This window comes from Vreelandella rituensis (genome assembly GCF_003336665.1).
Taxonomy (GTDB): domain Bacteria; phylum Pseudomonadota; class Gammaproteobacteria; order Pseudomonadales; family Halomonadaceae; genus Vreelandella; species Vreelandella rituensis.
In genome coordinates this window covers 22,705-35,471 of sequence record NZ_QPIJ01000011.1, presented here as the reverse complement: position 1 = coordinate 35,471, position 12,767 = coordinate 22,705, and the positions used below count along the sequence as shown (strand labels likewise).

Here is a 12,767-nt window from a genome sequence, read left to right as displayed (position 1 = left end):
ACACCCTACGCCAGTAAGGGTGTCGAGCCGGTGCCAAGGTATTTTTATGCCGGCGCAGTGGCTTGTTTTCAAGACCCATATTCCAGGTTCATGTTGACAGGTTCAGGCGCTTTGGCGTGTTCAGTCAATGCCGTCTAGTTTGTGTTCTTCCACCAAGGGAATTCTTAACTCAAGGTGGTTCGGGTACCAAAGAACCTGAGGTGGCTCCCCGCTGATTTGAAGAGGAGTCACCTTGCCCAGCACTAACTGGTAAATCACTTGATTAAGAACATGATGAAAATGCTCTATCTTCTGAAATACCGCTTTTGCGTAGTAATGTGAAACCAGATCAAGACGACGAAAAGGGATAGGTAAGGCCACGTCGGAAGCTGTTTGATCGCTGTTCAAGTACAAGCCGACATCTGTACGTGCAGCGGGGTTAGGGTAAGCACTGCCCATTAAGCCTTCCAGTTCGCCTACCTTGGCAGCCAGTGCATCCGGTAGAGCCACAATCGGTGTAGCAGTGGCGAGGCGAGACGTGAGGCACTCCAGATTGTCCGCATGTCGAGCGCTATTGCCGAGACCTTCTATTTGCTCCAAGGGTTGGTAGAAACGCATCATGACCGCTTGTCTTGCCGCGCACTTTTCGATTGAAGTGATCGCCTCAATAGGTGGTGTGTAGCCAATTGACGTGGCGGGTGCATAAAGCTCCTGGCTCAAGTTGCTTCGTAAAGCCTGGCGGAAAATGCGTGGGCTTACGCCGTACTGGCGATGAAATGCCCGGGAAAAAGACGAATGATTGGAGTAGCCGCAATAATGTGCAATTTGCGCTATATTTTTCTGAGTAAAGGCCAGCAGAACAGTAGCACGTTCAAGACGGCGCTTTTCCCGATAGGCGTTAGGTGATGTATGGAAGCATTGCCGAAACTGACGGCGCACCTGTGAGGGGGAATACCCTAGGTGTTCCGCTAATACGTCAATCCCCAGTGGCTTATCCAGAGTCTCTTGCAGCCAGATTTCAGCTCTTACCATGGCGTTGAACATTATCTAGCCTTCTTGTGCTGAGTCGTGCAGGCGAGGTGTGACACAAGCCTGCAGGGCACCTTCCCGGTGCCATTGATGCAATGCGTAGCTAAATCTCATCCAATGATGCGGCGGATGAACTCGGCGTGTTTTTCGTCAATTAATGTAGTGTTATGTTGTTAAGCTGCTTGCAAGCGGTTGAAAAATACGGTTTCCTTTCAAATAAAGAAATATACTGCCTTTATGCTGGTAATAAAGAATGAAGGCAAGTTTAGTTAGGCTGTATAAGCGTTTGAGCACAGTTTTGTTTTAATGGTCTTACGACAGGGTATTAATTAGACGTCAATGAAATATCAAAAAGCCCACAAAGTGCTGGATGAGCGCGACAAGCTGCGCCGATTTCGCGAACTCGATGATGCGTTCGGGGAAGCGCTACGCCAGCTCGACGATCCCAATAATTCGTTTAATATCCCGACCGGCCCCCCGGTGAGATCGCTCCAGTCGTTGGAGGATGACGATAAACAGCTAGAGGTCGAGAATCTTCAGGTGCAACGCGAAGCGCAGTTTCAGCAGCGTCTGGAGGCCTTGATGAGCGAATATCAACAGTCTGAAGAAAGCGTCAAGCAGTTGCTTGATACGTTGATTCGCTTCGGCTTATGGAAATGAAGGGCTATATGCTTGCTTGCCGGTAGCGATAAGCACGTAGGCTGGGCAGGAAGGCGTCGTCTTCGAGTTTTTCGTCACGACGACGGGCGCGGGTGCGCTGGGTCGGTGGATGAGCTGGAGGAGTGTTGTAATCCGGCAGGCGTTGTTCCGGCGCAGGTAGAAATAAAGGAAGTGCTACATTGAGTGCCCGACGGGTGTGACCGTCTTCCAGGGGCTCCACATAGAAGAGGTTGGCCCGCATCAACGGTGCCTGGGCCTGTACTTGGGCCAGTATTTCCTGGCTGGGTATCCCGGCAAGTTTACGCAACTGAATCTGTACATGAGGGGCTTGCGTATCCAGCTGAAGCAGCTTTGCCTCGGCTTCTTGAACGCTCAAGCGCTTGATGGAACGTCCGCTGGAATACCAGGCGAGCCTTACGCGGGCGACCGGGGCCTGGGCCACCGGCAACTGTCTCCAGCATTGCTTGAGATGCAGCTTGGCAAGCCCGCCACGGCGCAGCAGGGCATTAACGTGAGGATGACGCTGAGGTAACAGTGCCTTGGCTTCACTCAAGGCGTGTGGCGTCGTTTGCTTGATTTGCTGCAAGAGGTGACTGATTCTGGCTTTGGCCTGGTTAGCTTTGACGACTTCCTCGATCAATGGCGTATCTGCCGCTATCAAACCGATGTAATTGCGCGTTTCCCTGCCATCCTGGCCTTCTTCATGCCACATGTCCATCAATGCCCGCCTGAGCCAAGCGGCATCCGCAACGGGTTCGGCAAACGCCCAGGCGGGGCAGCCACTGCGCTCGAAGGTGGTGACCACTTGCTCCAGCTGCGCGAGTAACGCATCAAACGCCGCTTCCAGGTCGGCCAGAAGGCGGTAGCTGGCGGGATGCATCTCAGGCATGGGCGTGGCGCCTCGCTCAGTCGGTGGGTTCAGGACAGCGGTGCATCGCGGTCAGCCTGAGCCAGAAGTGTCTCGATATCCGCTTCATCCATGGCTGATTCGCCACCGATACGGTGGGACTCCTCCGCCCAGGCACCCAGATCCAACAGCTGGCAACGCTTGCTGCAAAAGGGCCGGTAGAGACTTTCCGCCTGCCAGGCAACTTTCTTGCCACACTCAGGACAGGCGACTTCAAAGGGTGTGTCGTTGGCGGGAATGGACATCAAGACTCCGGTGAAAAAACAAGCAAGTGAAATAATTCAGGGCCGGGACAGATTTCGGTAGCGCTGGTCGAGCTGAGCTACCTGTTCACGCATTTCTGTCTCACTGCCACTATTGTCGATCACATCGTCGGCTCTGGAAAGACGTTCCTGGCGCGATAGTTGTGCGGCAAGAATCGCCCGAACCTGAGACTCGCTGACATCATCGCGAGCCAGGGTGCGTTGCAGCTGTATTTCCTCGGGCACATCCACCACCACACTGCGATCCACCAAGGCATCCTGGCCGGACTCGAACAACAAGGGAGAGACCAGCATTACGTAAGCTGGCTGCGAGGCTTGAAGCCTCTCCAGGTGTTCCAGCAAGCGCTTGCGTACCTGGGGATGGGTGACCGACTCGAGCCACAGGCGCTGCTTGGGGTCGTTGAAGATGATTTCGCGCAGTTTGCGGCGATCGAGGCTGCCGTCTTCCTGTAGCACGGCTGTCCCGAAGCGCTCGGCAATCGATGCGAGTGCCGGCTCACCCGGCTGAACCACTTCCCGGGCGACGTCATCGGCATCCACCCAAGGCACCCCCAGCGATTCAAAGGCGCGTACCACGGTGGACTTTCCCGAGGCGATACCGCCTGTCAAACCGATAATCATCGAGCACTCCTGACTGTTTTTATCAGCGTCGTCCTTATCAGAGTCGTTCTTATCAACATCGTTCGCGTCAGCGCCGTCCTCAATTCAGTACTCCGACATAAACCGCCATCAACTCTTCACCGACCAGTAAAGCCACCCAGCCGGCCAAGGCCAGATAAGGGCCGAAGGGCATGGGTGCGCCACGCAAGCGGGGCAAGGCCAGTTGAACGATGATGCCGATGAGCGCGCCCAGGCCCGCCGAGAGCACCAATATCAGCGGCAGATAGGACCAGCCCAGCCAGGCACCCAGTGCCGCGAGCAACTTGAAGTCGCCATAGCCCATCCCTTCCTTGTCGGTAACCAGCTTGAACAGCCAGTAGAAGCTCCACAGCGCTAGATAGCCCGCGATGGCACCGATGACCGCCGAGCTCAGCATGAACGGCTGAAACGCTAACTGGTAGATGAACCCGGCCCACAGCAGGGGCAGGGTGAGAATGTCCGGCAGCAACTGAGTGCGAAAATCGATCACCGCCAGCACCAGTAACGTCATGCAGGCGGCATAGATGAACCCGCTTTCAAGCGTCACGCCGTGCAGCGCCACCACGGCAAGCGCCAGGAGGGCTCCGGCCAGCTCGACCAGCGGATACTGGATGCTGATCGGGGTGTTGCACTGGGCGCAGCGTCCTCGTCGTTTCAGCCAGCCCAGCAGGGGGATATTGTCGTGCCAGGCGATGGGTGCTTCGCAGCGCGGGCACATGGATTCCGGTGTCGCCAGATTGAAGGTGGCCTGTGGTTCCTCCTCGAGTGCCAAGGCGTCACGGGCCTGGGCGCGCCAATCCTTCATCAGCATGACCGGCAGGCGGGTTATCACCACATTTAAAAAGCTACCGAAACACAGGCCAAGCACCAGCACCAGGGGCCATAAAACAAGCGGAGGGTAATCCATCCATACGCCTTTTATGAGAAGTTCATTAGTTTATGAGAGATTCAATAGTGAAGCTTACATGACCGAGCCCATCTCGAAGATCGGCAGGTACATCGACACCACCACGCCGCCGACCAAGACGCCCAGCACCACGATGATCACTGGCTCCATCAGGGAGGTCAGGGCATCGACCTTGTTGTCGACTTCTTCTTCGTAGTAATCCGCCACCCGGTTGAGCATCGCGTCCAGCGAACCGGCTTCCTCGCCGATACTCACCATCTGTACCGCCAGGGCGGGGAACTGATTGGTCATGCGCATGGAGAAATGCAGCTGCTGGCCGGTGGCCACGTCATTGCGTATCTGCTGGACCGCGCGCTCATACACCTTGTTGCCGGTCGCGCCTGCCGAGGTGTCCAGGCCTTCCACCAGGGGCACGCCGGCGGCAAAGGTGGTCGCCAGGGTGCGCGAGAAGCGCGCAACGGCCGACTTGTCCAATATATCGCCGACCACCGGCAGGTGCAGCAATAGAAAGTGCATTCGGTATGCCAGGTTGGGTGAGCGCTTGACACCTTCGCGCAGCAACATTATCGCGGCGAACAGCGTGCCGAAGGCATGCAGCCAATAGGCTTGCGCCATCTCGGAAAGGTTGACCGTCATTTGCGTCAAGGCCGGCAACTCTGCCCCGAAGCTGGTGAACATGCTCTCGAATTCTGGCACCACCTTGATCAACAGCAACATGGTGACGCCGATGCCGATACTCATTACCGCCGTAGGGTACCAGAGCGCTTTCTTGACCCTGGACTTGAGCGACTCGACCTTTTCCTTATAGGTGGCCACGCGGTCGAGCATCTGGTCCAGCGCACCGGCCTGTTCGCCGGCCTCGACCAGATTGACGAACAAGCGGTCGAAATGTTTTGGATGACGGCGCAAGGCATCCGAAAAGCTCGACCCGCCGGAAACCTCGGTCATCATCTGCTGCACCAATGATGCCATGGCGGGTTTTTTCAGGCTTTCCGCGACCACTTCAAAGGCTTGCAGCAAAGGGATGCCCGCCCGAATCATGGTGGCCATCTGGCGGGCGAATACCATGACATCCTTGGGGTTGATGCTTCCACCGCCCCCCAGGCTGCCTTTCTTGCTTAGCTTGCGTACCGCGATGTTCTGGTTCTTGAGCTCGGCGCCGACTTCCGCCTTGGTACGCCCGATCATGACGCCGCTCAGCATGCGATTGGTCGGGCCCATGCCCGACCACTTCCAGCGATACAGCTTGATGGGTGCCGCGCGTTTGCGTTTGGCCATGGGTTACTCCTTGCTGACCCGATTGACTTCTTCCAGGCTGGTGATGCCCTGCATGACCTTCAAGAGCCCACTGCGGCGCAGGCTGGGGTAGCCTTCCTTGCGCGCCTGGGCGTCGATCTCCAGGGAGTTGGCATCTCGCATGACCAGTTGGCGCATGCTGTCGCTGATCGGCACCACTTCGTAAATCCCCACGCGGCCCTTGTAGCCCTGGGTGCATTGCTTGCAGCCCACCGCCTTGTAGATGGTGGCACTGGCAGTTTCCTTAGGGGTAAAGCCCTGTTTTTCCAAGGCTTCATGGGGAATTTCAATCGGCTCCTTGCAGTGCTTGCAGAGCTTGCGCGCCAGGCGCTGGGCGATGATCAAGCTCACCGCACTGGCGATATTGAACGAAGAAACCCCCATATTGGCCAGGCGTGTCAGGGTTTCCGCCGCCGAATTGGTGTGGACGGTGGACAGCACCAGGTGGCCGGTCTGGGCCGCCTTGACCGCAATCTCGGCGGTTTCGAGATCGCGAATTTCCCCCACCATGACCACATCCGGGTCCTGGCGTAGAAAGGCGCGCAGGGCGCTGGCGAAATCGAGCCCGATCTTGGGCAGCACATTGACCTGATTGACCCCGGTCACCTTGATCTCCACCGGGTCTTCCGCGGTACAGATGTTGCGCTCTATCTGGTTGAGGATATTGATGCCGGTATACAGCGAAACGGTCTTGCCGCTCCCCGTCGGGCCGGTGACCAGAATCATGCCCTGGGGTTGCTTGAGCGCGGTTTCGTAATAGCCACGCTGGGCATCGGTAAACCCCAGTTGCTCGATACCCAGCTGAGCGGCGGTGGGGTCGAGAATCCGCAATACCAGCTTTTCGCCATACACCGTGGGCAGGGAGTTGACGCGAAAATCCAGCGAACGGGTGCGGGAAAGCTTGAGCTTGATCGCGCCATCCTGAGGGAGGCGGCGTTCGGAAATATCCAGCCGCGCCATGATTTTCAGGCGCGCCGCAATCCGGTTGCGCATGGCGAAGGGCGGCCGGGCGACTTCGATCAACATGCCGTCTACCCGAAACCGCACCCGGTAATAGGTTTCGTAGGGCTCGAAATGAATGTCCGAGGCGCCCCGGCGGATGGCGTCCAGCAGGATCTTGTTGACGAACTTGACAATAGGGGCGTCGTCGTTGCCTTGCTGGGTTTCGTCCAGCGGCACTTCGCTGCCATCGGCATTTTGCACCACGTTCAGGGAGCTGACGGCGTCGTCCACGTCTTCCAGCTCGTCAAGCATATTGCGTTCATTCTGAGCCAGGTAGCTTTCCAGCGCCGTGGCCAACTGGTCCACCGGCGCCAGCACGCCTTCCACACTCAGGCCGGTGGCGAACTGAAGCTCATCCAGGTGGGTTAGCGTGGCCGGATACGGCACGGCCACGGTCAGGCGGTGCCCATGGCGCGCCAGCGGCAACACATTCAGGCTCTGTAATACCTTGGTGGGGTAATCCGCGGCGGGGGGCAGGGCGTCCAGGCGCACCGCGTTCAGGTCGATGACCGGCAGGCCGTACTCCCAGCCCGCCGCCACCGCCGCCGCAGCGGGGGCCACCTTGCCGCTTTCGATCAGGTACTGCAGCAGGGAGATATCCTGCTCGAGGGCGGCGGCTTCCGCCGTGACTGCCTGGGCATCGGTGAGCAACTCATGCTGGACCAGGCGCTGGGCAATACCGCGTAACCCGCCGCGCGCCGCCGCATGGCTGAGAGTGGATTCGTAGGAAGGATGGCTCATTCGGACCCTTGAAACACGTAAGCGTTTTGTGGGTATCTTGTACCACATTCAAGGGTGTCTCGACATTACGTAAGTGGTTTCTTGGCTTTACCAAAGACTGATTCGCGTCAGTCTGAAAGTATTAATCAATAGTAGTAGAAATGCTTGAGTATTGATAATGGGTAAGCTACTGTAACTCCCATGAATCTAATGTTGCATACGTCTGTCGCACAAGTCATGCAGCCTTGATTGTTTCCCCGCTCCAGGAGCTTTGCCATGCAGAACACGCAAACCAGAAAAACACGCTACAGCCGCCAGGGCGGTTTCACCCTGATCGAATTGCTAGTAGTAATCGCCATTATCGGGATTTTGGCGTCTGTTGCTGTGCCGCAGTATCAAAACTATACCCAGCGTGCTGAAGTATCTACAGCATACTCTACCCTTCAAGCTCTTCGTGGGGGGTACGATGTCGCTATCGTTGATGGTGTTCTTGGTACTGACACTGCCGCCGGCGAAGTCAATAACGCCGGAGCATTTTATACCTACCTTGGTTTTAATGAGGATGATCTAAAAGGAGCTGAACTGACCACGAGCGGCGCAGGCGCTTTCAGAGATCCTCAGACAGAAACATTTTTCCAAATAGAGTTTGAGAACTTTGATGGAGCGATTAAGCTAACGCGAGGTCAGTCAGACGGTTATTGGACGTGTTCTGCCGAAGATAGATTGAAACAGTCCCTGCTGCCTCGTGGATGTCGTGAATAAATATTTAAATTAGCAATTCTGTGGACAATTAAGGAGGCTATTGATGCCTCCTTTTTTATATTTTAGGTGAAAATCTAGGTATATTTGCTTATTCCTGTTTCCTCACTCTCTGCACAATAGCGGCTTATACTCAACGCTTCTGCAGCATTCAAGGAACCAGTGATGAAAATTAAAACCATCTTGATGAGTGGGGTCGTGTTTTCCGCCCTGGTGCTGAGTGCCTCTGTCACTGCTCAGCCGCCGGAACATGCCCAGGCCCATGGGGCGCGTGACAAGGGCAATGCTGGCGCTTCTGGTCATGAGCGTCATGAACAGGGCCCATCTGACGCTCGTTCTTCCGAGCGCTATTATTCCGAGTCCCGCACCTCAGCTCATGAAAGCGCTCATGAAAGCCGCCCGTATATCGATGAGCGCGAAGTACGCCGTATCCTCCAGCGGAATGACGTTCACCAAATGGACGGCTTGCCCCCGGGGATTCGCAAGAATCTGGAACGTGGCAAGCCGCTGCCGCCGGGCATCGCCAAGCGCTTTGATGGTAGGGTGGCGGAAGAATTACCCCAGTATCCCGGTTATGAATGGGAGCACGTCGGCACCGATGTGATCTTGATCGATGCCGCGACGCGGGTGGTGGTGGATATCCTCGCCAACGTCTTGCGCTGAACGAGGCTATTGACTGCTTTCTACCAGGAAGTCGTTTAGAAATACCATAAAGGTGTCCCAGGAACGCTGGTCGGCGCGTTCGTGATAGGCGTCGCTGCCGAAGACGCTGAAGGCGTGCGGCGCACCTGAGTAGACGCCGATCTCGTAGGTCACGTCCGCCGCTTCAAGTTCGTTGGCCAGCTGTGCCACGTCCTGCATGCTTATCATGCTGTCGGCACCGCCATGGGCAATCAGGATGGGCGGTGTGTCGCTTGCGTATTGCTGGCCCTCCGGGGTATCCAGCCCCCCGTGAAAGCTGGCGTAGCCCTGAATCCCTTCCGCTTCAACCCAGCGCGCGAATTCCAGCGCGGCGCTGCCGCCAAAGCAGTAGCCGATCACCACCGTGGCGTCATGCGCGCCCTGTGCACGCGCTTCTTCAAGCCCGGCGAGGATCAGCTGGCGCATGCGCTCACGGTCTTCGTACAGGCGGTTGGTGGCCGCCTGCTTGTCTTCCAGGGCTTGGGGGCGGTTGCCCTGGCCGAAAAGATCCACCGCAAAGGCATCGAAGCCCTGCTGGGCAAGCATGTCGGCACGCAAACGCTCGTAATCGTCGAGCCCATCCCAGTCGTGAATGATCAGCACACTGCCGCGGGAGTCACCTTCGGCCGGGGCGAAGTAGCCGGCGAATGTCTCCTCCTCGACGCTATAAGTGGTGTCTTCTCGGGTCGGTTCATATGCCTGGGCGGTGCCCACCAGAAAGAAGGCGGCGGCGAGTGGCGTCAAAAGTAGACGTGTGCTGTTCATGGGTATCTCCGTAAGTAGGGCTAATTCACGAAATCCGCATGCATTCCCGGTGCGAGCCGCCCGGTTAGTCGTTATCGTTTGAGATTGGGACAGAAAATCGCCCCTTGCAAGTATTTGCAAGGGGCACTGGCGTGGGGCAAGCTTGGGTGTTTTGCCACCGGATAAGGCAAAATACTAACCCGAGTGAACAACAGGGCAAGGAACCTCTGATGGCAGCATCACCCTCCGCGTTGGAAAGCAACAGCCGTGAACGTATCGAACAGCGTATTCTGACGTCCGCCGAGCAGGTGTTCGCACGGCATGGTTACCGGGGCGCCAGCCTTCAGGCTATCGCCGATGCCGTCGGGCTACCCAAGGCCAACGTCCTGTATTACATGGGTAGCAAGCAGGCCTTATACGTGCGGCTGTTGAATCGCATGATGAAGCGCTGGAATGCGGTGCTTGAGGATATCACCCCGGAAAGCGACCCCGGGGAGGTGTTGAGCCACTTCATTCGCACCAAGATGGTGCTCGGGCAGCGCTACCCGGAAGGCTCGAAACTGTTTGCCGCGGAAATTCTCGGCGGCGCGCCCTTTCTGGAAGACTACCTGAGCGGTGAGCTGAGAGACTGGGTGGAAAGCCGCGCCGCCATCATTCGCCAATGGGCCGAGCGCGGCAAGATGGATGCGGTGGAGCCGCGCTGGCTGATTTTCCTGATCTGGTCGGCCACCCAGCACTACACCGATTACAGCGCTCAAGTGCAGGGCATCACCGGTCGCAGCGCGCTATCCCAGCAGGATATCGATGAGATCACCGGCTTTCTGGTCCAGGTGATTCTCAAGGGTTGCGGGATCACGCCGCCGTCGGGTCAGGCTTTGATGATGTTTTCGGCAAGGCCAGGCTGATCAGCACCGTTGCCATGAGCATGGCGCTGGAAACCCAGAGTGTGGCGCCAAGCCCGGCGCTCATGTAGAGCCAGCCCGAGAGCAGCGTGCCGATCAGGCGGCCCATGGCGTTGGCCATGTAATAAAAGCCGACATCCATCGAGACGCCGTCGCTGCGCGCCAGCTTGACGATCAGAAAGCTGTGCAGGCTGGAATTGACCGCAAACACCGCCCCGAACAGCAACAGCCCGCCCAGCAGCACCGGCTGGGGTTGCCACTCCAGGCCGAGGGCGATCAGCGCCGGAATGGCAGCAAGTGCCGAGGCCCAGCCAATCGCCGCGCCGCGCCCGGCATGGCGGCCGGTAATGCGCGGGGCCAGGGCCTGCACCGCGCCGTAACCGATTACCCAGAGCGCCAAAAAGCCCCCCACCTGCCAATGTTCCCAGCCGAACTGCGTGGCCAGAAACACCGGCAGGGCGACCACGAACCACACATCCCGGGCGCCGAACAGAAACATCCGCGCGGCGGAAAGAATGTTGATTGCGCGGCTCTTGGAAAGTATCTCGCGAAACTTCGGCTTGGCCTTGGCACGCCCCAGATCGCCCTTGAGCTTGCTCAGGGAAAGCCCGAGTACCAGGATAAGCATGGCCGCCATGAGCGCAATCGCGCCTTGAAACCCCACCAGGGTGAGCAGCAAGCCACCCATGAAGAAGCCCACGCCTTTCAGGGCGTTCTTCGAGCCGGTGAGCACGGCAATCCAGCGATACAGCGCCTGATGACCTGCTTCGCCTTGCGGCACCAAGGTCTTGATGGCGCTCTTGGCGCTCATCTTGTTGAGGTCCTTGGCGATCCCCGAAAGCGCCTGGGCGGCCATTACCCAGGCCACGGTGAGCCAGGCCGCCGGCACCAGCAGCATGGCCAGGGCCAGGATCTGCATGCCCAGCCCCAGGTTCATGGTGCGGTTGAGCCCCAGCCGCGCCCCCAGCCAACCGCCCACCAGGTTGGTCACCACCCCGAAAAACTCGTAGAACACAAACAGCAACGCCACTTCCAGCGCCGAATAGCCCAGGCCGTAGAAATACAGCACCACCAGCATGCGCAGGGCGCCGTCGGTGAGCGTGAAGGCCCAGTAATTGCCGGTCACCACCAGGTATTGGCGGACTTCCTCGGGCAAATTGGCGAGACGCGCGGTGAGCGAGCCCTTCATCAACCCTCTCATCAGCAAAGGCCTACCTTGACCGCCAGTTCCAGGGTGCGACAGGCGTAGCCATATTCGTTGTCATACCAGGCGTAGAGCTTGACCTGCGTGCCGGCCACCACCATGGTCGAGAGGGCATCGATGATCGAGCTGCGCGTATCGGAGCGGTAATCGATCGAGACCAGCGGGCGCTCTTCATAACCCAGAATGCCGCGAAGCTCACCCTCGGCGGCCTCTTTCAACAGCGCATTGACTTCCTCTTCGCTGGTTTCGCGTTTGACTTCAAATACCATGTCGGTAAGCGAGGCATTGGCCAGGGGGGCGCGTACCGCATGCCCGTTGAGCTTGCCTTCAAGCTCGGGGAAGATGGCGGTGATCGCCTTGGCCGACCCGGTGGTGGTGGGAATCAGGCTCATGCCGCATGCCCGGGCCCGGCGCAAGTCCTTGTGCGGCGCATCGAGGATGGTCTGGGTATTGGTGATGTCATGAATGGTGGTCATGGAACCGTGGCGAATGCCGAGTTTTTCGTGGATTACCTTGACCACCGGTGCCAGGCAGTTGGTGGTGCAGCTGGCGGCGGTGACGATGCGATGCCGCTGGGGGTCGAACAGCCGATCGTTGACGCCCATCACCACATTGAGCACGCTGGCATCCTTCACCGGCGCACTGACCACCACGCGTTTTACCCCTTGATCCAAGTAGGCTTGCAGCTTGTCGGTGGTCTTCATCTTGCCGGAGGCTTCGATCACCACATCGCACCGCGACCAGTCGGTCTCGGCAATCTCGCGGTTGCCACTGAAGGCAATGCGCTTGCCGGCCACGTTCAGGGCGCTCTCGCTCGCCGTGATATCATCGCCGCCGCCAGTCCAGTGGCCGTGTACCGAGTCGAACTGCAGCAAGTGAGCGAACGTCGCGGCATCGCCACCGGGGTCGTTGATCTGAACGAACTCGATTTCCGGGTGGTTCCAGCCGGCGCGAAGCACCAGCCGCCCAATGCGACCAAACCCATTGATGCCGATGTTGATGGCCATGCTTGGCTCCTTGTCGTCGATGTGGTGAAGCTATATATGAGTTAGCGTATATGTGTAGAGGTGACATT

Annotated in this window: 14 protein-coding genes; 4 read left to right on the top strand and 10 right to left on the bottom strand. The window is 57.9% G+C overall.

Annotation, left to right across the window (positions count from 1 at the left end; translation table 11 throughout):
- Window positions 1-120: 120 nt before the first annotated feature.
- Window positions 121-1,023, bottom strand: coding sequence for a helix-turn-helix transcriptional regulator (locus DU506_RS06905; protein ID WP_114486206.1), 903 nt, complete (start codon window positions 1,021-1,023; stop codon window positions 121-123).
- A gap of 324 nt (window positions 1,024-1,347) precedes the next feature.
- Between DU506_RS06905 and DU506_RS06900 the strand changes: the two genes are divergently transcribed.
- Entirely contained in the window at window positions 1,348-1,668 is a 321-nt protein-coding gene (locus DU506_RS06900) for a hypothetical protein (protein ID WP_114486205.1), read from the top strand.
- Window positions 1,669-1,672: 4 nt separating this feature from the next.
- Here DU506_RS06900 and DU506_RS06895 read toward each other — a convergent pair whose 3' ends face one another.
- From DU506_RS06895 to pilB, 6 genes are all read right to left on the bottom strand, one after another.
- Complete coding sequence (locus DU506_RS06895) at window positions 1,673-2,557, bottom strand: DNA replication terminus site-binding protein (RefSeq protein WP_114486204.1); 885 nt, start codon at window positions 2,555-2,557, stop codon at window positions 1,673-1,675.
- Window positions 2,558-2,586: 29 nt separating this feature from the next.
- Window positions 2,587-2,820, bottom strand: coding sequence for a DNA gyrase inhibitor YacG (yacG, locus tag DU506_RS06890; protein WP_114486203.1), 234 nt, complete (start codon window positions 2,818-2,820; stop codon window positions 2,587-2,589).
- Window positions 2,821-2,856: 36 nt separating this feature from the next.
- The gene (coaE, locus tag DU506_RS06885; protein ID WP_114486202.1) at window positions 2,857-3,459 is read right to left on the bottom strand and encodes a dephospho-CoA kinase; all 603 of its coding nucleotides are present in this window, start codon (window positions 3,457-3,459) and stop codon (window positions 2,857-2,859) included.
- A gap of 79 nt (window positions 3,460-3,538) precedes the next feature.
- Window positions 3,539-4,384: a prepilin peptidase gene (locus tag DU506_RS06880; protein ID WP_114486201.1), complete on the bottom strand. Its 846-nt coding sequence runs from the start codon at window positions 4,382-4,384 to the stop codon at window positions 3,539-3,541.
- A 54-nt stretch (window positions 4,385-4,438) separates the two neighbouring features.
- The gene (locus tag DU506_RS06875; protein ID WP_114486200.1) at window positions 4,439-5,662 is read right to left on the bottom strand and encodes a type II secretion system F family protein; all 1,224 of its coding nucleotides are present in this window, start codon (window positions 5,660-5,662) and stop codon (window positions 4,439-4,441) included.
- 3 nt (window positions 5,663-5,665) lie between these two features.
- Window positions 5,666-7,423: a type IV-A pilus assembly ATPase PilB gene (gene pilB / locus DU506_RS06870; RefSeq protein WP_114486199.1), complete on the bottom strand. Its 1,758-nt coding sequence runs from the start codon at window positions 7,421-7,423 to the stop codon at window positions 5,666-5,668.
- Window positions 7,424-7,678: 255 nt separating this feature from the next.
- Between pilB and DU506_RS22680 the strand changes: the two genes are divergently transcribed.
- A complete protein-coding gene (locus DU506_RS22680) occupies window positions 7,679-8,164 on the top strand; it encodes a pilin (RefSeq protein WP_114486198.1) in 486 nt (161 codons plus the stop codon).
- A 162-nt stretch (window positions 8,165-8,326) separates the two neighbouring features.
- Window positions 8,327-8,824, top strand: a complete 498-nt coding sequence (locus DU506_RS06860) for an anti-virulence regulator CigR family protein (RefSeq protein WP_220254310.1) — start codon at window positions 8,327-8,329, stop codon at window positions 8,822-8,824.
- 6 nt (window positions 8,825-8,830) lie between these two features.
- Here the strand turns inward: DU506_RS06860 and DU506_RS06855 are convergent, their stop codons facing one another.
- On the bottom strand, window positions 8,831-9,607 hold the full coding sequence (locus tag DU506_RS06855) for a dienelactone hydrolase family protein (protein WP_114486197.1): 777 nt from the start codon (window positions 9,605-9,607) through the stop codon (window positions 8,831-8,833).
- Window positions 9,608-9,816: 209 nt separating this feature from the next.
- Between DU506_RS06855 and DU506_RS06850 the strand changes: the two genes are divergently transcribed.
- Window positions 9,817-10,491 (top strand): TetR/AcrR family transcriptional regulator, encoded by a 675-nt coding sequence (locus tag DU506_RS06850; RefSeq protein WP_114486196.1) that lies wholly within the window; start codon window positions 9,817-9,819, stop codon window positions 10,489-10,491.
- Here the strand turns inward: DU506_RS06850 and arsJ are convergent.
- Window positions 10,439-11,677 (bottom strand): organoarsenical effux MFS transporter ArsJ, encoded by a 1,239-nt coding sequence (gene arsJ, locus DU506_RS06845; RefSeq protein ID WP_114486195.1) that lies wholly within the window; start codon window positions 11,675-11,677, stop codon window positions 10,439-10,441. The two genes, DU506_RS06850 and arsJ, sit on opposite strands and share 53 nt — an antisense overlap.
- Window positions 11,678-11,688: 11 nt before the next feature.
- Window positions 11,689-12,699: an ArsJ-associated glyceraldehyde-3-phosphate dehydrogenase gene (locus tag DU506_RS06840; RefSeq protein ID WP_114486194.1), complete on the bottom strand. Its 1,011-nt coding sequence runs from the start codon at window positions 12,697-12,699 to the stop codon at window positions 11,689-11,691.
- Window positions 12,700-12,767: the final 68 nt, after the last annotated feature.